We start from the raw sequence: 23,569 nt of genomic DNA on the forward strand, positions 1-23,569 counted from the left end.
TTTATTGGATGGTTATTTTTATTTTTTTCGAAATCGAAGCCGATGAATTTCCGATATAAATCAAGTAATCGCCTTTTTCTAAATTCCAATCCGCAGTGGTTTCATCATAAAAACTTAAACTTTTGGCATCTATCGAAATTTTGAAACTGGCGTTTTCTCCTTTTTTAACTGCTACTTTTTGAAAACCTTTCAATTCTTTTTCGGCTCTAGCCACTTTTGAATTTAATTTTCCGATATAGACTTGCACCACTTCGGCTCCGTCAACATTTCCTTTGTTGGAAACATTTCCTGAGATTACAATTGATTCGTCTTTTGAGTACGCTTTCTTGTCGGAATCTAAGTTCGAAATTTCGAAAGTTGTATAAGAAAGTCCTTCTCCAAAGGCGAATAAGGGTTTAATTTTCTTGGTGTCATGCCAACGATAACCCACCAAAATATCTTCTTTGTAATATTCATTCACGCCATCTCCTGGAAAACTCAATTCTCCGAAAGAATGTGCTCCATTATCGCTTAATTTTTTAGGAAATGAAAAAGGTAATTTCCCAGAAGGATTAACATCTCCGCTAATTACATCGGCAATGGCATCGCCAGCAACACTGCCTAAATACCAAGTTTGCATAATGGCTTTTACATTCGAAATCCAAGGCATTTCTATAGCATTTCCGCTAACTAATACTACTCCTGTGTTTTTATTTACTTTTAAAATTTCATTTAACAATTCATCTTGTCCGAAAGGCAGTTTGTATTCTGTTCTGTCGCCACCTTCGCAATCTTGGAGATAATTTTTATTTAATCCACCAAAGAAAAGCACAATATCTGCTTTTGAAGCCGCTTCAATAGCTTCTTGTTTTAATTTATTGGCATCTAATGATGAAGGAACCACTCTTCCATAAGCCGAAGGCCCAGAAGCATAACCCATAGCATGAATTATAGTGGCGTTTTTGAATCGATTTTTCAATCCGTCAAGCGGAGAGACTTCGTTTTTGGCTTTCAATTCAGAGGATCCACCGCCTATTGTCATTGGTTTTGTAGCATTTTCGCCAATAACAGCTATTGTAATTTTTTTGGTCGCATTTATCGGAAAGAAAGAAGCTTCGTTTTTTAATAACACAATTCCTTCGCCTGCAATTTTTCGGGCTATATCAAGGTGTTCTTGATTGTTAATTCTCCCTAAAGGACGATTTGGATTCATATTGGTGCGAAACATTAAGCGCAAAATTCGTCTCACTTTATCGTTTAAAATGTCTTCTTTTATTTCTCCATTTTTAATTAATTTCAAAAAGGGATTGGCTAAATAGTAATAATCGTAAGCATTTTTTTTAGAGCTAGTCAAGCCATCTGTACCTGTTCCCATTTCGATGTCCAAACCATTAAGGGCTGCTTGTTTGGTGTCGTGAGCTCCACCCCAATCGGTGATTACAACGCCATCAAAATTCCAATCTTTTTTTAAAATATCATTCAATAAAACGCTGTTGTGGCAGCAGTGTTGCCCTTTGAATTGATTGTAAGACCCCATTATTGACCAAACTTTCCCTTCTTCGACGGCAGCTTTAAATGCGGGTAAATAGATTTCGTGCAGGGCTCTATCGCTGACTACTACATTAATTTTGTCTCTCCAAACTTCTTGATTGTTTAATGCATAATGTTTTACACAAGCAGCCACTCCATTTTGTTGCACTCCTTGAATGTATGGAACCACCATTTTCGAAGCTAGGAAAGGATCTTCTCCCATGTATTCAAAATTTCTCCCATTTAATGGAGATCTATAGATGTTAACACCAGGACCTAATAACACATCTTTTTTTCGATAGCGTGCTTCTTCTCCAACATTGATACCATAATCTTTAGCTAATTTTGGATTAAATGTCGAGGCCAAACAAGTTAAAGCAGGAAAAGCTGTTATTGAGTCGTTTGTCCAATTAGCATAGCCCCAATCGTCCCAATTAATTTCACCGCGAACTCCATGAGGCCCATCAGACATCCAGAGTTCTGGAATTCCCAATCTTTCGACTCCGGGAGAACTAAATTTAGACTGAGCATGGCACATTGCCACTTTTTCTTCTAAAGTTAGAGAGGAAATAATTTGGTCTATTTTAGTTTCTATAGCTTTTGAGCTAGTTGTTTCTTGAGCATTTATAGCTATCATGGCATTACAAATAATTGTAAATAATGTGATTTTGAATGCGTTTTTAATCATGTGAAGTATTGTTATTAATAGATGTAATTTTTATTTTGTCAAAAGTCATTTTTTTAAAGATAACAATTCTATATAAACAGGCAAATGGTCTGATGGGTATTTTAAATCTTTAGAATCGCTTAAAACCGCAAATTTTTGGACTTTGAAATTGCTGTTTTTCGAAAGAAAGATGTAATCTATAAGTTCAGTTACAGGTTCGTTGTGTTTGAATCCATTGAATGTTCCTGTGGGGCCAAATGGTTTTTCTACCGCAATATCTCTGGTGTCAAGCATTATTTTTTTTAGGGAAATTATTCTCTCCTCAGAAGGGTTCGAGTTGAAATCACCCATAAAAAACACGGGATATTTGTTTATGTTTAGCGAGCTTATTTTCGAAAGAATGAGCAGGATGGCGTTGGTTTTTGCCAATTCTCCTTTGTGATCTAAATGGGTGTTAAAAACCCAAAAAACATTTTTTGTTTTCAAATCTTTAAACAAACCATAAGTACAAATCCTGTTGAGTGCTGCATCCCAACCTTTAGAAATGACATCGGGTGTTTCTGAAAGCCAAAAAGTATTGTTTTTCAAAACTTCAAAACGGTCTTTTTTGTAATAAATATTCGAAGATTCCCCTTTATTTATTCCGTCTCTTCCAATCCCAATGTGGTTGTAAGTCGAAAGGGCTGAGGCAATGTCAATAACTTGATTGGGTAAGGCTTCTTGAATGCCAAAAATATCGGGTTCGTAGAATTGTATTTGCGAAGTGAAAAACTCTTTTCGATGAGACCAATTGTTTTCTCCATCTCCCTCAACATCCAAACGAATGTTATAGGTCATCAACTTTAATGATTGAGCATTCCCTAAAGTGAGAATGAAAGTAGTCATTATAGCTAATAAATATTTCATTTTTAAATTATTATAGTATTGATAGTAAATGATTTGACTTATTTTTTTGTTTTCATTATTGCTTCTGTTAATGGCAACAGAAGCAAATAATGAAAAGCTAACTAACCAAAACCATTAATTATATACTCTAACATAATCAATTTCAAAAGTGGAAGAAACAAAATTGGGATCAATTGTGCCTCCAAAGTTACCTCCAATGGCGCAATTAATAATCAAGAAAAATTTGTCATTAAAAGGGGTACTTGCTGTATTTGCAAAGGTTTTAAACAATTGATTGTCAACATAAAATTTAATATAATCGGCTCGCCAATCCACTGAGTAAAGATGAAATTCTGTATCGGCATTAGAAATCATCGTAGTCGATCCATCGGCTGTTGCTCCAGAATGTCCAGGATAATGAAGGGTTCCGTATATTTTATTCATTTGATTTCCAAGATGTTCCATTGCGTCGATTTCTCCACACGCAGGCCAAGATGCAGTGTCAATGTTGTCACCCAGCATCCACAAAGCAGGCCAAGTCCCTCCACCCGAAGGCATTTTAGCTCTGAATTCAACTTTGCCATATTTGAAAGAAAATTTGCCTTTTGAGAGAAGTCTTGCAGAAGTATAACTACTTCCTGAATAGTTTTCTTTTTTGGTGATAATTTTTAAAACACCTCCTTGAACAATGGCATTATCAAGACGATTGGTGTAGTATTGAGGTTCATTGTTTCCCCAACCACCAGCGCCTAAATCATATCCCCATTTGGTACTATTTGGTGCTCCGTCAACATCAAATTCGTCACCCCAAACCTCAGTAGGTGCCACAAAAACTACAATAGATTTTGTTGCACTAAAATATTTTAATCCGTCGAAGGCTGTTACTTGTACTTCATAAGTTTTTGTTCCACTTGAAGTGTAGGTATGAGTAAAAGTTGCTGTTGTTGTTTCTAAAGTTTCGCCATCGCCAAATACAATTTTATAAGAAGTGGCATTATTTGGACTGACGTTAAATTTAACCACGCCAGTGCCATTTCCATTGGGCAATAGAGTAGTTATACCAACAATTTCAGTGTTTATTACTACTGTTGATGTAGTGTTAGGGGTGTTTTTGTCTCCACTATCGCCTGAACTGCAGCTAAATAAGGCTACTAATATAAGTGTTGGTAATGCGACAATTTTTTTAAATATTTTCATTTTTTGAGTAGATTATATTGGTGTAAAGTATTCACCACCAAATAAATTGTGCCCTAAATCAGTATTCTAATGATTTTAAAAAATCTATTATTCAAAAAAGGGAAGCATAAAATCTTCCCTTTTTGAATATAAACTAACTAACTAATTATTGTGGTTTGAAAACAAATGTCCAACCTGTTCCATAAGTTTCGCTATTGTTTAAATAAAGCACCATTCTGGTTTGAGTAAGCTCAAGAATTTGATATACTCCATCTTTATTTCCAGCAGCAGAACCTAACATTTTTGAATTATTGATAATCAATTTTTTATTAGCTACATCAAGCACAAAGCTACCTTTAGTTGGTGTTGCAGTTTGGGTTTCGTAATGGTTGTAGTTTGCAGCTCCATTTAAATCGAATTTCATTTTTCCTGCAAAGTCACTAGGAGGACAACAAGTTCCACCAGCATTCCACCAAGCTCCCATTGCACCATCAGGATTGTTAGGCGGCGACATAAACCACCAAAGTTTATCATCATTTGCAGTGCCATCAAACACCCAAGTTTTACCCGCAGCGGTGTTGTTGCTCACTAAGTCATACCAATCTTGATCTAAAGCATGGTCTAGTTTGTCAATCTGTACATCAATTGTTTTGGAAAAGAATTGAGATCCTAAAGTTCCAACATATTTAAATGTAGCTTTTCCTGGTATTGGATAAATGAATTTTTTTTCATTCGTTAGGGCAAGTCCTAAGTTATAATCCCAATAACCAGAGATTCCGGGAGTTACCATACTAAGGGTGATTTCGTTTCCTCCAGGAGTACTTTGAGTAGCTACTAATTGAACCCCTTCAACATTGGTTGTGTCGGATAAGTTTTCTTCCTTTACAATTGGATCGCAGGCTGAAAAAAGCAGCATAAACGAAGCCAATAGGAGATACATTAATTTTATATTTTTCATAATAATAATTGTATTAATAGTTTATTAAATTTTACCAACCTGGATTTTGAACATAAACTCCATTTGACAATCTCATTTCTGTTTCTGGGATAGGAAGTAATCCTTTGGTTTCAGCTCTGTATTTTACAGAATAAGTGGCGTCTTTTCCAGAATTTCTCACAGGGAAAGTATCGTTGAATGCTGTAGCTACATCTCCCCAGCGAACCAAGTCAAACCAGTGTAAGGCTTCGAAAGCTAATTCGTGTGAACGTTCGTCTTTTATAGCATCTAATGAATAGGCAACAGGTGCTAAACCAGCTCTTGCTCTAACAGCATTCATTCCTGTAGCTGTTTTAGTAATTTCAGAGTGCATTAAAAGTACATCGGCATAACGCATAAAGATAAAATCTTGGGCGTGCATTAATTGCATATCGGTATTACCCCATTTATACATTTGAACAAACATCCCCACATTGCTACCAGCAGCATTTGGATATTGCAATGCAGTATATTTCTTATTGAATAATCCAGTTTCGTGATCACCTTTGTCACCTTTGTAGCCATCTGTTCCTTGCTCTACTTTTCCTACTTGAATAATTGAGCCTACTTTTCTAGGATCGGTATCTGCCCAACTGCTCCAGAATTTTGGACTCACAGTACCCATTCCCCATCCTTGTCCGTAAGGTACCAATGAGTTGTCACGCAATCCTGTGAATAAGGAAAGTCTGTTAGTGTAAGAAGGGCCGTTAGTCCAGTTCCAGTCTCCAAATGAGAAACGCTGAACAAACATGGTTTCTAGATTTCCTGTTCCAAAAGTTGGTTTAGAACCATCTTGACCAACCCAAGACAAATTGTTAGTGGCTGCCCAAGGCAATATTGTTTTACCAGCGGCTTTGTTGATATAAGAGTATGGCCATAGATTTCTAAAATCAGAAGCTAAAGCATGACCACTATTGCTCATACAATCATTTAAATAGGCAGCAACATCAGTTGCACTTAATTTTCCTCCTCCAACTAAAGGTAAATCTGTAGTGGCTTTTGCTTCTATGTTGGTCATATAACCAGTATAATGTAAGTAAACACGAGCCATATAAGCCTCGGCAACCCATTTGTTAGCATGTCCATAACTAGCTGTTGGAATGCTTGGGAATGGAGTAGCTGGTAATTTTTCGATGGCCAATTTTAAATCACTAGCTATTTGTGCAAAAGTTTCAGTATAAGTTGATCTTGCTACAGTTCTGTCAGCATCAAGTGAATTAATTAACGGAATTCCACCAAAAAATTTAGCCAATCTAAAGTTAAAGAAGGCTCTCATAAACAAGGCTTCACCAATGGCTTGACTTTTGAATTTATCCGCTTCTTCTTTAGTAGAAAAATACTTGGAAAAATCTGCAGTCTCTGTTTTATCGATAATTGCATTAGCTCTTGTTATTCCATAATAAGATTGTTTCCACATATCAATATAGGTGTCTTCAAGCGGGTCTTCAAAATTATCTACCCATTTGGCGGCTTTATCATCAGGACCACCACCACCTAGCATTGTATTGTCCATTAAATTGGCAGCCATTTGTTCTTCACTCATGGCGTTTGGTAGGTATATGGCATTGTAAACACCCGCCATTGCTTCATTGATATCTGTAGGTGTTTTATAAAAATTCTCTGAATTTTTTCCGTAAAGATTCTCAGAATCTAAGTAATCCGTGCAACTAGTAGCAACAAAAACGGAGGCAATTGCTATTATATATGTTATTTTTTTCATTGTCTTTGAGTTTTATATTAAAAATCAGCACTTAAACCAAACATTACTGTTCTTGCTTGTGGGTATAAACCAAGATCTATTCCAGAAGCCCAACTAGCATCGTGTCCAAAACGAACTTCAGGATCCATACCACTATATTTAGTAAAGGTATATAAATTATTTACTGCTGCATATACTTTTAGGTTCGAAACAAATTTAAAAGCAGATAGCATTTTATTAAAATTATATCCTAAAGTTAAATTGTTAATTCTTAAATAATCGGCATCGTGCATATAGATGTCAGAAACATATTGTGTATTTCTGTTAGATACAGCAGATAATCTAGGCATTGTATTAGATGTGCCTTCACCATGCCAACGATTGAAAACATCTGATGTATAGTTTTGTTTTGGACTATCAGCAAATGATCTGTAAGATTGCATTACTTGCATGCCATATTTACCAGCCATTGTAGTGTTTAGATATACATTTTTGTATTCTAAATTCAACTGAATACCCAATTCAAAATCAGGATTAGGATTACCTAAATACACTTTGTCTTTCTCGTCAATTAAACCATCTTGATTTTGATCTACAAAACGAACGTCACCAGGGCGTTGATCATTGAAGTAGGGTGTTCCCGCTGAAGTTAACCACTCGCTTGCTTCTTTTTGGTTTTGAATAATACCTGCAGTTTTGTAGCCGTAGAAATAGCCTATTGGTTGTCCAACTTGTACTCTGGAAACTTCTCCTGTTCCTTGAGACAATACATTGCTTGGTCCGTGGATGATTCCATCTGCATTAGCAATTTTGGTCACTTCATTTCTGTTATGAGCACCACTTAGGGTAATGCCATATTTGAAATCTCCAATTTTATCATTCCAGTTAACAGAATATTCAATACCTGAATTTTCAACATTTCCGCCGTTGATAAAAGGAGCTGGTGCACCATTCGTACCTTGACCATCAGGTTTTACTAACCAGTCTATGGTTGTTTTTTTGTACCAATCAAATGTTACTCCTAGTTTTGAATCCAAAAGTTTTGCATCAATACCAAAGTCTAATTGTTCTGAAGTTTCCCATCCAATTTCAACATTAGGAACATTGCCAATTACAGCTGTAGTACCAGAAACAGGTTTTGTGTCTCCAAAGAAGTATCCTGGGAAAGAATAATTAATATTGGCTATATATTGAAAAGCATCAATAGATTGATTTCCGTTTTGCCCCCAACTTGCTCTTAGCTTGGCAAAATTAAGTACGCTTGAAGTACTGGCCATAAAATCTTCTTTGGTAATTACCCAGCCCGCTGAAACTGAAGGAAAATAACCCCATCTGTGGTCTGGATGAAATCTTGAAGATCCATCAGCACGCATTGTAGCAGAAAGCAAGTACGTTTCTTTATAATCGTATTGTGCTCTAGCAAAAAAAGATTGTGTAGCGCCACCACCTGCAGCCCAATCTGCACCACTAGCATTAATGTCACTAATAGAAGCAGGACTTTGAGTGTTGTTTAAATAGGCATATTTTGGATTGCCTGGAAATAATAAATTATTTCTAGTTGCACTTAAATTAATATTGCTTTGGTCACGAAGTAATTCTGTTCCTATTACAGCTGTAATTTTATGCTCTCCAAATTTTTTGTCATAAGATAGTGTATTAGTCCAAGTAGTGTTGGCTCCAAAATAGGAGTTTTGAGAGGCCCCATCTGTAGCATCATTATAAAGTACGCCTAAATGGTAGGTTGGATTCATAGATCTTCCGTTTCCAAACCAAGAATCAACTCCATAAACCGATTTGAATTTTAAATTCAAAAAAGGTTCAATTTCTAAAAAGGCATTTCCAGTAATGTTATTGCCTTTTCCATAGTTGTAATTATGTCTGTAATACATTACCGCTAAAGGATTGGTTTGTCCTGTATTCAAACCATCTAAAGTAGGAGTGTATCCAAATTCATTAATGTTTCTGTCAATAGAAGTTTGCCAATAAGCAGGTTGTAAAGGATTTTGAATTAACGCGTTATGCAAATCATTCCAATAAATGTTACCAGTAGCAATAGATCTGTTTTGAGTGTTAGAGTAGGTAAAGTTTTCGCCTACAGTAATAATATTGTGTCTATCATTTTTTTTCAAAACCATTGTAGTATTGAATCTAGCCGTAAGCCTTTTGTAACCAGCATCGGTAATGTTGCCACCAAGAATACCGTCTTGGTCAAAATAAGAAAGACCTGCAGAATAAGTGATGTCTTCGCTACCACCAGTCATATTAAGTGAGTGGCTAACAACAGGAGCGTCTTTTTTTGTCATTTCATCAATCCAATTGGTGCCTTTCCAGCCTACTTGAAGTTTACCCCAAACATCATCGCCTAGCTGTTTTCCTGCTCCAGGATAATTAGTTTCTAGCCAGTTGTTGTCGTGAACCATTGCATTCCAGTCAATTGGTGCTAAGCCGTCATTAACTCTTCCTTCGTCATTAATATACATGTATTCTTGGGCATTCAATGGATCCAAGTTTTTGTATATGTTTTGTAGTCCAAAATAGTAATCATAGCTAATTTTTGCAGGACGACCTTTACGACCTTTAACAGTAGTTACCAAAACAACACCATTGGCTGCTCTAGAACCATAAATTGCTGCTGAAGCGGCATCTTTAAGTACATCAATAGATTCAATATCAGCTGGACTTAAATAATCGATGCTTCCTACTGATACTCCATCTACAATGTATAATGGACTTGAGTTACCAATAGTTCCCAATCCACGAATGGTTACTCTTGTTCCTGCTCCAGGCGATCCATTATTTTGTGTAATGCTGATACCTGCAGCAATACCTTGTAGTGCACTCATTGCAGAACCAGTGTTCAGTGCTGCAAGATCTTCACCTTTAAAGTTGGAACTTGCTCCAGTAATCAAGCCTTTCTTTTGAGTTCCATACCCAATTACAACCACTTCCTGTAACGATTGCGATTCAGGTTTTAAATTAGCATTAATGGTTGTTCTACCTTTAATAGGTTCTTGTACGGTGGCATAGCCCACGAAGCTAAAAACTAAAGTGCCATTAGAATCGGCCTTTAATTGATAATTTCCATCCATGTCCGAAGAGGTTGCCTTTGGCGTTCCTTTAATTAAAATGGAAACTCCTGGAATGGGTAATCCGTTTTCGTCAATTACCTTCCCTTTTATGGATACATCTTGTGCTTGTCCATAAACTGAGAATAGAACGGATAAAAAACAAAAAATAAGTAATTTTGTTAATTTCATTTTTCTAAAATTTTGGTTAGTTAATAGTTAAAAAGTATTATCTCTTAATGAAAAAAAGTAATACATTTACAAATGTAAATATTATGTTAATTTTATATTAATTGATTTTTGTCAATTATTAATCCATTTTTTACTAATCATGAAATTATTCTTCAAATTAATTATTATATATAAAATTTATTTATGATTAAAGACGCATATAGAGAGATAACTAGATTGATTCCTGAGGATAGTTTTTTGGTTGAACAGAGGGTCAAAGATGATTTTGATTTTCCTATACACTTTCATCCTGAATATGAACTTAACTTTATCTATAGAGGAAAAGGAGTGCGAAGAATTGTTGGCGATCACACAGATGAAATTGATGATTTAGAATTGGTGTTAGTTGGACCTAATGTGGTTCACGGTTGGGAGCTTCACAATTGTACTTGTAAAGAAATTTATGAAATCACGATACATATTCACAATGATTTGCTAGATAAAAAAATGTTGTCGAGAAGAATTTTCAAGCCAATCAGCGATATGTTTAATAGAGCAAGATTTGGTATTCTTTTTTCTCGTGAAACCACAAATTTGATGATGCCTAGAATTATGCTATTATCAAGAATTACGGGTTTGCCATATTATTTAGAGTTTATTTCTATTCTGAATGACCTTGCGCTTTCTGAAGATCAAAAATCGCTTTCTATTTTAAGTGATGAAAAAGAAGATTTTCATAATAGTGATCGAATTAAAAAAGTGTACGATTATATTCAAGAAAATTTTTCGAAAACTATCACATTAGATGAGATTTCAAAGTTGGTCAACATGAGTCCTGTTTCATTTAATAGATTTATCAAACAAAGAACAGGAAAAACATTTGTTCATTATTTAAACGACACCCGAATTAGTTTTGCCTCGAGATGGTTGTTAGAGACTGATTTGAGTATTGGAGAAATTAGTTTTAGATGCGGATTTAATAATATTGCCAATTTTAATAGATTGTTTAAACAAGCTAAAAATACAACTCCAAAGGAATTCAAAAAACAATTTATAGGGGTAAAAAGAGTTTTGTAACTCCTCATTATAATAGAAAAACTCTCAAAGAAGACTAAAATTCTAAGAGAGTTTTTCATTACTAACTAACAAATGCCTAGCCCATAATTACAATTATTTCATGGGTTTTATTTTTTTCTAATATTGGAATGATATTCGAGTGTATTGTAGTTCCATTTACTATTATTTTTTCGACACCTTTACTAATATGTTTTGGGTTTGACACCTCAATATTGTATGTTGCTCCTCTAAATTTTCGAGTCATTTTGAAACCATCCCATTTAGTTGGAATACAAGGATTTATCGAAAGTCCTTTGTAATCTGGTTTTATACCTAAAATATATTGTGTTATGGCATAAAAGTTCCAAGATGCTGTTCCTGATAACCAAGAATTTTTAGCTTCTCCGGGTTTAAAAGCTTCTTTACCAGCAATCATTTGGCAATAAACATAAGGCTCTACTTTGTGCAATTGAGAAATGTCTTCTAAAAAACTTGGAGCAATTTTGGTGTAATAATCATAAGCTGCATCACCGCGTCCTATCATCGTTTCGCCAATCATAATCCAAGGGTTGTTGTGACAAAAGATACCGCCGTTTTCTTTGTAACCCGCTGGATAAGTTGAAATTTCGCCATATTCGATATAATATTTTGTAAATGCGGGACTATTCAATACTATTCCGTATTCGCAATCTAAATGTTCTTTTACTGCATTCAAAGATTTCTCGACCAAGCCTTCTTCTTTGCCAATCTCGGCCATAGAACACCAACCTTGCGACTCAATGAATATTTTTCCCTCTTCATTTTCGTTAGAACCTATTTTTTTGCCATAATAATCATAAGCTCTCAAATACCATTCGCCATCCCAGCCGTGTTGTTTTACAGCTTCAATCATATTATTTACGTGAGTTTCGGCTTCAATTGCTTCGGTTTCTTTTCCTATTTGTTGGCACAGTTTCACAAACTCTTTGCCATAAACCACAAATAATCCAGCAATCATAAGGGATTCGGCAGTTTCGCCTTTTTTGTTTCCAGTAGTTTGAAAAGATTCGTTCGGGTCGTTTGAAAAACAATTCAAGTTCAAACAGTCGTTCCAATCGGCTCGTCCTATTAAGGGCAATTGATGAGGTCCTAAATTATTTACGACGTGGTAAAACGAAATTTTCAAATGTTCAAAATGACTTTTTGCTTTTGAAGGATCATTGTCAAATGGAACTAATTCGTCGAGTAGCGAAAAATCGCCAGTTTCTTTGATGTATTCAGTGGTTGAAAGGATTAGCCAAAGCGGGTCATCGTTGAAATCGCCTCCGATTGCGGCATTTCCTTTTTTGGTCAAAGGCTGGTATTGGTGGTAGCAAGAACCATCTTCAAATTGTGTTGAAGCAATATCAACAATGCGTTCTCTGGCTCTTTCAGGAATTTGATGTACAAAACCAATTAAATCTTGATTGGAATCTCGAAAGCCCATTCCGCGACCAATTCCCGATTCGAAAAACGAAGCAGAACGTGACATATTAAAGGTAACCATACATTGATATTGGTTCCAGATATTGACCATTCTATCTAGTTTTTCGTCACCCGATTGGATATTAATTGTGCTAAGTAAATTGTCCCAATAGATTTTTAATTCATTAAATGCGGCTTTTACTTTTTCGACTGTATTGTATTTTTCAATCATCGCCTTTGCTGGTTTTTTATTGATGATTGATTTGCTTTCCCATTTTTGGTCATCGGCAACTTCAACATAACCAAGCATGAAAATATAATCTTTGCTTTCTCCTGGTTTTAATTCGACTTCGATATAATGGGAGGCTATAGGAGACCATCCGTGAGCTATGGTATTTTTAGGTTTTCCATCGGTTACTACTTCTGGGGCTTCAAATCCATTGTACAATCCGATAAATGATTCTCTATCGGTGTCAAACCCTTTGATGGCTTCGTTTACAGAATAAAAAGAATAATGATTTCGGCGTTCTTTGAATTCTGTTTTGTGATAAATTACGGAATCTTCGACTTCCACTTCGCCAGTACTGAAATTTCTTTGAAAATTGGTCATATCGTCCTCAGCATTCCAAAGTGCCCATTCGATGAAGGAGAATAATTTTAATTTTTTTACTTCCGACGAATTATTTTTTAAGCTTAATTTTTGAATTTCGCCCCAAAACCCTAGTGGAATAAACTGTAAAACTTCGGCTTGAACTCCGTTTTTAGAACTTTTGAATTTAGTGTAACTCATTCCGTGACGACATTCGTAGCGGTCTAGTTCTGTTTTTACGGGTTTCCATCCTGGAGACCAAACGGAGTCACCTTCTTTTATGTAAAAATATTTTCCGCCATTATCAACAGGAACATTATTATATCTATAACGAGTTAATCTTCTAAATTTTGCATCTTTATAAAAAGTATAACCACCTCCAGTATTTGAAGTTAAGGAGAAAAAATCTTCATTCCCCAAATAATTAATCCAAGGGTAAGGTGTTTTAGGGTTTGTGATTACATATTCTCTAGAATCATCATCAAAATGGCCGTATTTCATTTTTATTATATTTTAAATTAACTTCAAAACACAATCAAAGTTGTGTTTTAGGGTTAATAGTAACTAATTCGTATTGGTAGATAGGTTTTTTTGCTAATTTGATAATAGACAGGTGGTATAATTAGCATTTTTCAAAATTAGCCAACTAACTAAATATTTCTTTATACTATTTTGTCTATTACCTATCTTTTTTTAACTCAAACTAGCTTTCGTATCAGAAAATAAAGAGTTTTAAACAGTCGATAGGATTAGTTTTTTCTGGATTTATGAGATTAGTTTTTATTGCCAAAAAAAAAGAAATTTTTGCTGTTGTGTTTTTTTATAACTTTATCCCTTAAAAAATAAGGTATGCGATTATTTCTTTGCTGTTTGCTTTTCGTATTAGTTCTTCCTGTTTTTTCGCAAGAGACAGAAAGTTTAGTTGAAACTCCTAAAATAAAAATTGACTCTCTTTATAGAGAAGATCAGTTTTATTTTAGTTTCGCTCTTAATACTTTGCAGAAGAAACCCGTAGGTTTAACACAAGATAAATTTTCGTCTGGATTAACTTTGGGTTTTCTTAGAGACTTTCCCATCAATAAAAAACGAACCATTGCCATAGCACCAGGAATAGGATTTGCATTCAACAACTACAATCAGAATCTTAAGATTACAGAGTCTAACCAAATTCCGGTTTATGAAATAATTGAATCTAATGTTACTTATAATAAAAATAGATTCAGTCAGCTTTTAGTCGAAGTGCCCATTGAGTTTAGATGGAGAACATCTACTTTTGAAAGCCATAAATTTTGGCGATGGTATGCAGGATTTAAAACAGGCTATTTAATGTATGACAAATCAATTTACAAGGATACCAATGGTAAAATTGTAGTGAGTAACAATAAAGACTTTAATAAATTTCAATACGGAACTTATTTTTCTGCAGGGTACAATTCGATAAATGTTTATGCTTATTATGGTTTGAATCCGTTGTTTAAATCGGCAAAAACTAATACTGAAACGATAGACATGAATTCATTTATTGTTGGAATCATGTTTTATATTCTATAACCAAAAAGACAACAAAAACAGTTGCGGAAGTAAGCCTGTTAAAAAACCAATCACTAATTCTTTTGGCGAATGTGCTTCCATTTCTAGTCTAGATGAGGCTACAAAACCATTCATAAGTACAAGAAAAGCAATCCAAATTAAATTCTGAGTTTGATTGTGAAGACTTAGCGCCAGTACAAAAATCGTTAAAGCACTACTGGATACCATATGCAAACTAGCTTTTGTTTTAAAAAACAACAAAATCAAAGCTACAATTGTACTTAGCAATCCTCCCAAAAAGAAAAAATACAATTCGGTAAAATGGTAGATTGTAATGCTTTTTTGTATCAATAAAACGATCATAAAACATTGCAAAAACAATGGTATTTTGCGCTGAGAAACATCGGGAATCATTATAGAATTCACTTTTCCTGTAGATTTTAAAATAAAATACGTCAGGATGGGTAAGGCAATTGTAATTAAGACAATTTGAAAAAGAGCAAAGTATTTTTCTGGATGGGTATGATAGGAATTGTTGATAAAAAAGTAATATAAGGCTGCATATACCGGAATGAATAACGGATGGAATAAATAGGAAAAAAAAGGAAGGATTTTTTTCAAGTGTGCTTGTTTAAATTAAATATTTAAATGGGAATTAAATCATTTTCAAAATCATTTAATTTTAGAGTCTTTACTGATAACAACAAATCTGAAATCAAAAACCGTTAATCTGCAATCTAAAATCCCTACATTTTCTTTCTCATTCTCGCCACTGGAATATCCAGTTGTTCTCTATATTTAGCGATGGTTCTTCGAGCAATTGGATAGCCTTTTTCTTTTAGAATTTCGGCTAGTTGATCGTCTGGAAGTGGTTTGTGTTTGTCTTCTTCTTCGATAGTGTTTTTCAAAATTTTCTTGATTTCAAGGGTCGAAACATCCTCTCCTTGGTCATTTTTCATTGCTTCCGAGAAGAATTCTTTAATCAATTTGGTTCCATAAGGCGTTTCTACATATTTGCTATTGGCAACACGTGAAATGGTCGAAATATCCAAATCTACCATGTCAGCAATGTCTTTTAGAATCATGGGTTTGAGTCTGGTTTCATCGCCTTCTAAGAAATAGTCTTGCTGATAATGCATAATGGCGTTCATCGTTACATACAGTGTTTCTTGGCGTTGTTTGATAGCGTCAATAAACCATTTGGCCGAATCCAGTTTTTGTTTGATGAACTGAACGGCATCTTTTTGTGCTGTCGATTTGTCGCGCGAACTTTTATAAGTCTGCATCATCTCTTGATAATCTTTAGAAACGTGCAGCGACGGAGCATTTCTTCCGTTTAGGGTCAAAACCAATTCGTCTTCTTCTATTCGAATAGAAAAATCAGGAACAACATGTTCGGTAATTTTGTTGCTTCCTGTGAAAGAACCTCCCGGTTTTGGGTTCAGTTTTTCTATTTCGTGAATAGCAGTTTTGAGTTGCTCATTCGAAACGGCATATTTTTGCAAGAGTTTGTCGTAATGTTTTTTGGTAAAAGCGTCAAACTGATTTTCGATGATATCAATGGCCAAAGCTACGTATTCTGTTGGGGTTTTGTGCTTTAATTGCAGCAATAAACATTCCTGTAAATCCCGTGCTCCAACGCCCGAAGGTTCGAGTTCGTGAATGATATGCAACATTCTTTCGACGTTTTTTTCATCGGTATAAATGCCTTGTGTAAACGCCATATCATCGACTAAATCTTGTGTGCTTCGTCGAATATAACCCATATCGTCGATGCTTCCTACCAAGAATTCGGCAATTTCTCGTTCGCTATCATCGAGTATAAAAGTGTTCAGTTGATTGATTAAATCTTGGTGAAAACTAATGGGTGCCACCAATGGCGATTCGCGTTCTTCATCATCATCGCTATAATTGTTGGCTTGGGTTTTATAATCTGGAGTTTCGTCGCTGCTTAAATAGTCATCAATATTAATGTCACTGAGGTCTTCGTTGTCTTTGTCATCATAATCGTCGAATTCGTCGTTAGTATCATCGTTGTTGAATTCGTCTTTGTCGTAAATTTCTTCCTCATCATTTCCTGATTCCAAAGCCGGATTCTCGTTCATTTCTTCTAATAAACGTTGTTCGAATGCTTGGGTAGGCAGTTGAATTAACTTCATCAACTGGATTTGTTGTGGAGATAATTTTTGAGATAATTTTAGATTTAAAAATTGCTTTAACATAAAAGACACTAATTTATTTAGCCACAAAGGCGCAACGTTTTTTTTATTAAATAGAAAAAGTCTCTAATTATTTATTTTAAATGACTACTAATCAAGTTATACGAGACAGATTGAATAAGTTGATTATAATCAGTTTGCAAATTTACTATTTTAACCCGTTTCAAAGACAAACAGATTCGTTTTTTTAAATAAGATAGACACGAATTTCACGAATTTACACGAATAAAAATTTGTTTTAATTGCACGAATTCAATTCGTGAAATTCAATTTTAAATAATTTAAATTCGTGCAATTCGTGTCAAAAAAGCAATCTATTTACCTAGTTTTTTGTATCTTAACATGGCTTCAACCAAATAATAATCGCCATAGGTTAACGGCACATCAATTTCTGATTTTTGAGGGATATGACCCACACCATGTTTTAATAAAAAACCTCCGTTTGTGCCTTCCTCAGCTATATATTCGTTCGTAGTTAAGGTTTCAAGTATCGTTTTTGCAGCATTCAAATATTTTTTCGAATGCTCTTTGTCAACATAAGAATTCAATTCTAATAATGCCGAAGCCATAACCGCACCAGCCGAAGAATCTCTTAAAGCATCGGGAATATTGGGCGCATTAAAATCCCAATAGGGAACTTTGTCTTTGGGTAAATTAGGATTATTTAAAATAAATTCGGCTATTGCCACTGCTTGATCTAAATACTTTTTGTCTTTGGTAGCACGATACATTACGGTATATCCATAAAGTCCCCAAGCTTGCCCTCTTGCCCAAGCGGATTCGTCAGCATAGCCTTGAGCCGTCTTTTTTTGTTTGACTTCGCCTGTTTTGCTGTTGTAATTTATGACATGATAGGAGCTGTGGTCAGGGCGAAAATGATTTTTGAGAGTGGTATTGGCGTGTTTTATTGCAATATCATAATAGCTTTTGTCTCCGCTATATTCGCTGGCCCAAAACAACAGTTCCAGATTCATCATATTGTCGATGATTACCAAATAGCTGTCATCTTTAGCGTCCCAAGATTTGATGCAACCCACTTTTCCGTCAAAACGAGAAGCTAATGATTTGGCGCTATTCATCAAAATCGTAGCATATTCTGGTGTTGGATTTAAGCGATTGGCATTTCCAAAACTACAAAACATCATAAAACCCAAATCGTGTGTGGTTTTGTTAAATTGTTCTTTTTGTAAATCTTGAAAAACGCGGTCAATTTCTTTTTCGAAAACCGATTTTTTTGTGGCTTCATCTAAATAAATGAGTGTTCCAGGATAAAAACCGCTACACCACCAGTCGGATTTGCTGGTTTCGAATTTTTGTTTATCGGCATAATAGGTTTTGGGATATCGGTTTTCGGGCAAATTTTTCATCATATAACTGTATTGATTTACGCCACGACTCAGGGCAAAATCAATCTGCTTGTCTAATTTATTTCCCGCACACGAGCTAAAAAGCAATGCTATTCCTGCTCCAACAATTAGGGTTCTTTTTAAATTTCTCAAAATATTCGATTCAATAAATGGTTTCATTTAAGTTTGTTTTTAAATTATTTAGGCAAATGATTTACTTCTAAGACACTTACATTACTTGGGGCGATTTTGGCTAATCCTTCGCCGTCAATTTGGGTGACATTTTGCATAAAAATATGTAATTTATTTTCTTTTTCCCATAAAGAGTTGTCGTAATTAGGTTCCCATTGTCCAACGGAATCTTTAGTCAAATCAACAATTTTCCAGTTAGATTCTTTGTTAAATTGGATATAAGCCAGCGAAATTTTGTTGCCTCTTTCTTCATCTCTAAATAGAAGGTATAATTTTGAATTATTACCTTTGTTAGCAATCAATATATCGGGTCTCGAAATCGGAATTTGCTTAGTTCCTCCTCCTCCTAGATAAAAAGGAGTTTTCCTGAATTGAGTACTTATTTTTTTCCAATTCCCGTTTCTTAAATAAATGATTTGATATTGCGGAATTTTATTTTCACTCCAATAGGTTGCAATATAAGGATTTCCATTTTCGTCAGTTGCCATCGAAGTTTGATTAATAAGGCTGCTTTTTTGAGGAATTTTCCAAGCAATTTCGGCTGTTGATGCCGTAATGGGGAGTTTGTAATTTTCGCCTGAAGACTTTTCCCAAGTGATTCCACCATCTTTGGAACGAGCATAACACAGATCATGATTGGTGGAAACATCCCAACTTTCGCGCCACACCCACGATAGATGAATTACACCTTGCTGATCGACACAAGATTGCCAATAGGCACTTCTTTTTTCTTCGCCGTTTACTAAATTCTGTTGCAACTGCGACCAAGTTTTGCTTTTTAAATCATACCAATTAATGACCATATTGCCTCTGCCCGAAGCGCCAGAGCGGTAGAAAAAGAGTAAATTGCCATTGGGCAAATTATAAAACTGTGGATAGGTTACTTTGTTTTCTTCCTGACTTGTCATCGGCTGTTCTTCGTTGAGTTCTAAACTCAAAGGGGTTTTGCTTTTAGCATATCGTAATCTAGTATCGTGATGATCCCAACTCACATGCAAAAAACCATCGCCGTCAATGGCAATACTAATGTCGTTGTGAGCGTCTTTTGTGTTGCCTTTATACGGAGTTTTTACTTTTTCCCAGTCGGAAGAATTTACTTTTCGTTTGGCGAGAATAAGATAACTATTCTCATCATAATAGGCTGTAAATTGATAGTTTTGAAAAGTGGTTAAAGCATTTTTTCGAAATTTTACAACGTTCACCGAATTGTTGTTCCAGCCGTAACCAATGTCTGTTTGAACCGTTTTTACAGAAGTGCAAGCCGTTAAAAACAGCAGCAAACCGCAAATAAATCCTTTGATTATTTTTTTGTTTTTCATTAATTTCTACTTGGAAAAACTTAAATTTTTTGTTTCAAATATACCAATTATAAGTTGATTTTTTTTGATGGAATTATTAAGTAACTTTGGTTTTTAAATTATTATGAAAAAAAGAATTTTATTTATATTGTTGCTTCTAGCGTATTTTCAAATAGGTGCTCAAGAGCAAAAAAAGGTTAGGAATCCCACAGATAATACTATTTTTGAAATCGTAAACCCCAATTACGAGTTAAGCCCTTACACCGGAATGACCAAACAGCATTGGAAAGACGCTGCCCTTTATTTATTGAAAGGCGCTTTTTCATATATCCACACTTTGGATGATCCGATGCAATTTCCCAAACAACCTGGCGTTAGTTATCCCAAAGATGAAGCCAAAGTACCAACAGAAAAACTAGAAGGGCTTTGTAGAACGCTATTTGTTGCCGCTCCTTTATTGAAAGATAATCCCAACTTAGTTATCAATAACATAAAAGTTGCCGATTATTACCGCTATCAAATGGGTTTATTGACCAATCCAGCGAGTCCATCTTATATTGTTCCTCGTCCTAAAAATGGAGGTCCCAACCAGAATTTGGTCGAATTTGGTGCGTTGTCTGTTTCGATGTTGATTGCTCCAGAAATACTTTGGGATCCACTGCCGCAAGTTCAAAAAGATGAACTTGCCCAAACGATGTTAAGTTATGGCGATGGTCCAACAGTTCCCTCCAACTGGAAGTTTTTCAACATTTTTGTAATGAGTTTTTTCAAATCAAAAGGCTATGCTGTCAACGAACCTTTGATGGTAGAATATTTACAAAAATCATTAGACCATTATCGTGGCGATGGATGGTATAATGACAATCCTGCTTTTGATTATTATAGTATGTGGGCTTTTCAAATGTATGGAATGCTGTGGTCAGAATATATCGGAAAGCAATATTATCCTGAGTTTGCTGCCAAATTCGAGGATAATTTTAAAGATGTAAAAAATAATTATCCTTATATGTTTAGTCGAAATGGCGAAATGATTATGTGGGGACGTAGCATCAGTTATCGCATTGGAGCTACGATTCCGTTTCCATTGATGGGATTTGAAACCGATAAAGCAGCCGTGAATTTTGGATGGATGCGAAGAATATCGTCTGGTGTGTTGCAACAGTTTTTGCAAAACCCCAATTTTATGAAAGACAATGTGCCAACTTTAGGATTTTATGGTGCTTTTGAACCTGCCGTGCAAAGTTACAGTTGTCGAGGAAGTGTTTATTGGATGGGGAAAGCATTTCTGGGTTTGATGGTTCCCGATGATAATCCGTTTTGGACTGCAAAAGAAAATGAAGGTCCTTGGGGAAAGGAATTTGAAAAAAACACCGTTTACAATAAATTCCAAAAAGGATCAGAAATTTTAATCACCGATTATTCTAATATTGGTGCAGCTGAATTGAGAGCTTGGTGCAATGTTCCTGTAATCAAAGCTTGGGAAAAATTTCGTGGAAGCGAAAACTACAACCGACTTTCTTATAACAGTGCGTTTCCTTGGCAAGCCGATGGCGCAAATGGGGAAGTGGCAATGAATTATGTTTTCAAAAACAGTAAAAAAGAATGGGAGCCTTTCAGAATGTACACTTTTAAAAAGTTTGAAGAAGGAATTTATTACCGTGATGTCGTTTTGGAAACCAATCCTAATGTTAAATTTAATTTGGCCGATATTCCTTTGGCGAATGGCATTTTAAGAGTAGATAAAAACAATAGTTCAGATTCAATCGAAATGCGATTAGGACATTATGCTTTGCCCAAATTAGATGTAGAAATTAAAACTACTGTCAAAAAAGTAAAAGGACATCAAATAACGATTATCGACAACGGAAAATACCAATTGGTAATGATTCCGCTTTTGGGTTGGGATAAAATGGAAGTCCTAAAATCAAAAGGTTTGTATCCTGCTGCCGACGAAAGCGCTGTAATCAACTTGAGTCATAATTTTGTGCCTCAAAAAGACCATTCTGAAATTTTTGCTACCTTAATGTTGTGGAAAAAGTCGGGCGAAAAATGGACCGACAAAGAATTGTTGCCCGTAAAAACAATCCAATATTCAAAAACTACAAATACTGCAAAAATTAGTATTCGAAAAGGTGGTAATAGAGAAGTAAAATTTTGACAGTAAAGGGTTAAAAGTGTTTAAAGGTTTAAGAGTTTAATGTAGTGGAAGTTTTAACAACATTAAACTCTTAAACAATTTCAAACCTTTAAACTAGTTTTTTAAAAAGCTGCATTTTGTGGTGTTCTTGGAAAAGGAATTACGTCACGAATGTTAGTCATTCCAGTAACAAACAACACTAATCTTTCGAAGCCCAATCCAAAACCAGAATGAACTGCCGAACCAAATCTGCGAGTGTCTAAATACCACCACAATTCTTCTTCGTCAATTCCTAAGGCTTTCATTTTTTCGACCAAAACGTCAAAACGCTCTTCTCTTTGTGAACCGCCTACAATTTCTCCAATTCCAGGGAAAAGGATATCCATCGCACGGACGGTTTTTCCATCTTCGTTCAAACGCATATAAAATGCTTTGATATTCGCTGGATAATCAAATAAAATCACAGGTGATTTAAAGTGTTTTTCCACCAAATAACGCTCATGTTCCGATTGTAAATCAGCACCCCATTCGTTGATGAGGTATTGAAATTTTTTCTTTTTATTGGGAGTTGAATCTCTTAAAATATCAATCGCTTCGGTGTAAGAAACGCGTTTGAAATTGTTTTCCAACACAAAGTTTAATTTTTCTAGTAAAGCCATTTCGCTTCTTTCGGCTTGTGGTTTTGATTTTTCTTCTTCTAAAAGTCTTCCTTCCAGAAATTTCAAATCATCGCCACATTTATCCATTGCATATTTAATTACATATTGGATAAAATCTTCTGCCAAATCCATATTATCATCCAAATTATTGAAAGCCACTTCGGGTTCAATCATCCAAAATTCCGCCAAGTGGCGCGATGTATTCGAGTTTTCGGCTCTAAAAGTGGGACCAAAAGTATAAATCTGACCCAAAGCCATAGCAAAAGTTTCGCCTTCTAATTGTCCAGAAACGGTTAAGTTGGTGTGTTGTCCGAAGAAATCTTTTTTATAATCAATTTTGCCTTCTTCGTTTTTAGGCAAATTATCTAATGGCAACGAAGTTACTTGAAACATTTCGCCAGCACCTTCTGCATCAGCTCCCGTAATGATGGGCGTGTTTACATACACAAACCCTTTTTGCTGAAAATAATTGTGAACCGCAAAAGACAAAACCGAACGCACTCGCATTATGGCTCCAAAAGCATTGGTACGAACTCTTAAATGCGCATTTTCACGCAAGAATTCTAGGGAATGTTTCTTAGGCTGCATCGGGAATTTCTCGGCATCCGAATCGCCAAGAATTTCTAGTTTTCGTACCTTAATTTCAAATTTCTGTCCAGCACCTTTGCTTTCGACCAAGTCTCCCGTAACCGAAACCGCCGCTCCAGTAGTAATTCTTTTCAAAGTTTCTTCGGCTGTGTTTTCAAAATCGACAACACATTGTATATTATTGATGGTCGAACCGTCGTTCAAAGCAATAAACTGATTGTTTCTAAAGGTTCTTACCCATCCTTTTGCATTGACTTCGTGAAGGGTATTGGTGCTGTTTAGTAAGTCTTTAACTCTTGTATGTCTTAATTTCATTGTAGATTTCGTATTTAATTTTTCAATTCTTCAATCGATGTGTAAATAT

At 35.2% G+C, this 23,569-nt stretch carries 15 protein-coding genes; 3 read left to right on the plus strand and 12 right to left on the minus strand.

Annotation, left to right across the window (positions count from 1 at the left end; translation table 11 throughout):
* Window position 1: 1 nt before the first annotated feature.
* The 6 genes from C3L50_RS05935 to C3L50_RS05960 all read right to left on the minus strand — a co-directional run bounded on the left by C3L50_RS05935 (window position 2) and on the right by C3L50_RS05960 (window position 10,169).
* Window positions 2–2,197 (minus strand): beta-glucosidase family protein, encoded by a 2,196-nt coding sequence (locus C3L50_RS05935; RefSeq protein WP_103805248.1) that lies wholly within the window; start codon window positions 2,195–2,197, stop codon window positions 2–4.
* A 45-nt stretch (window positions 2,198–2,242) separates the two neighbouring features.
* Window positions 2,243–3,082: an endonuclease/exonuclease/phosphatase family protein gene (locus tag C3L50_RS05940; protein WP_103805249.1), complete on the minus strand. Its 840-nt coding sequence runs from the start codon at window positions 3,080–3,082 to the stop codon at window positions 2,243–2,245.
* Window positions 3,083–3,196: 114 nt separating this feature from the next.
* Window positions 3,197–4,258: a glycoside hydrolase family 16 protein gene (locus C3L50_RS05945; protein WP_103805250.1), complete on the minus strand. Its 1,062-nt coding sequence runs from the start codon at window positions 4,256–4,258 to the stop codon at window positions 3,197–3,199.
* A gap of 145 nt (window positions 4,259–4,403) precedes the next feature.
* Window positions 4,404–5,195 (minus strand): hypothetical protein, encoded by a 792-nt coding sequence (locus C3L50_RS05950; protein ID WP_103805251.1) that lies wholly within the window; start codon window positions 5,193–5,195, stop codon window positions 4,404–4,406.
* A gap of 31 nt (window positions 5,196–5,226) precedes the next feature.
* Entirely contained in the window at window positions 5,227–6,933 is a 1,707-nt protein-coding gene (locus C3L50_RS05955; protein ID WP_103805252.1) for a RagB/SusD family nutrient uptake outer membrane protein, read from the minus strand.
* A 17-nt stretch (window positions 6,934–6,950) separates the two neighbouring features.
* Window positions 6,951–10,169: a SusC/RagA family TonB-linked outer membrane protein gene (locus C3L50_RS05960; RefSeq protein WP_103805253.1), complete on the minus strand. Its 3,219-nt coding sequence runs from the start codon at window positions 10,167–10,169 to the stop codon at window positions 6,951–6,953.
* Between the two features lie 183 nt (window positions 10,170–10,352).
* Between C3L50_RS05960 and C3L50_RS05965 the strand changes: the two genes are divergently transcribed.
* Entirely contained in the window at window positions 10,353–11,225 is an 873-nt protein-coding gene (locus tag C3L50_RS05965) for a helix-turn-helix domain-containing protein (RefSeq protein ID WP_103805254.1), read from the plus strand.
* Window positions 11,226–11,301: 76 nt separating this feature from the next.
* On the opposite strand, the gene C3L50_RS05970 is transcribed toward C3L50_RS05965, so the two are convergent.
* Window positions 11,302–13,737: a GH36-type glycosyl hydrolase domain-containing protein gene (locus C3L50_RS05970; protein WP_103805255.1), complete on the minus strand. Its 2,436-nt coding sequence runs from the start codon at window positions 13,735–13,737 to the stop codon at window positions 11,302–11,304.
* Between the two features lie 348 nt (window positions 13,738–14,085).
* Here C3L50_RS05970 and C3L50_RS05975 point away from each other — a divergent pair, with 348 nt between their 5' ends.
* Window positions 14,086–14,787 (plus strand): porin family protein, encoded by a 702-nt coding sequence (locus C3L50_RS05975; protein ID WP_103805256.1) that lies wholly within the window; start codon window positions 14,086–14,088, stop codon window positions 14,785–14,787.
* On the opposite strand, the gene C3L50_RS05980 is transcribed toward C3L50_RS05975, so the two are convergent.
* The 4 genes from C3L50_RS05980 to C3L50_RS05995 all read right to left on the minus strand — a co-directional run bounded on the left by C3L50_RS05980 (window position 14,782) and on the right by C3L50_RS05995 (window position 19,842).
* On the minus strand, window positions 14,782–15,387 hold the full coding sequence (locus C3L50_RS05980; protein WP_103805257.1) for a hypothetical protein: 606 nt from the start codon (window positions 15,385–15,387) through the stop codon (window positions 14,782–14,784). The genes C3L50_RS05975 and C3L50_RS05980 overlap by 6 nt on opposite strands.
* Before the next feature lie 125 nt (window positions 15,388–15,512).
* Entirely contained in the window at window positions 15,513–16,988 is a 1,476-nt protein-coding gene (rpoN, locus tag C3L50_RS05985; protein ID WP_103805258.1) for an RNA polymerase factor sigma-54, read from the minus strand.
* 311 nt (window positions 16,989–17,299) lie between these two features.
* A complete protein-coding gene (locus C3L50_RS05990; RefSeq protein WP_207764309.1) occupies window positions 17,300–18,511 on the minus strand; it encodes a glycoside hydrolase family 88 protein in 1,212 nt (403 codons plus the stop codon).
* A 17-nt stretch (window positions 18,512–18,528) separates the two neighbouring features.
* Window positions 18,529–19,842: a BNR repeat-containing protein gene (locus C3L50_RS05995; protein WP_103805259.1), complete on the minus strand. Its 1,314-nt coding sequence runs from the start codon at window positions 19,840–19,842 to the stop codon at window positions 18,529–18,531.
* 103 nt (window positions 19,843–19,945) lie between these two features.
* On the opposite strand from C3L50_RS05995, the gene C3L50_RS06000 reads away from it, so the two are divergent.
* Window positions 19,946–21,979: a DUF2264 domain-containing protein gene (locus C3L50_RS06000; RefSeq protein WP_103805260.1), complete on the plus strand. Its 2,034-nt coding sequence runs from the start codon at window positions 19,946–19,948 to the stop codon at window positions 21,977–21,979.
* A gap of 101 nt (window positions 21,980–22,080) precedes the next feature.
* Here the strand turns inward: C3L50_RS06000 and asnS are convergent, their stop codons facing one another.
* Window positions 22,081–23,520, minus strand: a complete 1,440-nt coding sequence (asnS, locus tag C3L50_RS06005) for an asparagine--tRNA ligase (protein WP_103805261.1) — start codon at window positions 23,518–23,520, stop codon at window positions 22,081–22,083.
* Between the last annotated feature and the right edge of the window lie 49 nt (window positions 23,521–23,569).

The sequence above is a fragment of the Flavobacterium alvei genome, assembly GCF_002920895.1.
Classification (GTDB): domain Bacteria; phylum Bacteroidota; class Bacteroidia; order Flavobacteriales; family Flavobacteriaceae; genus Flavobacterium; species Flavobacterium alvei.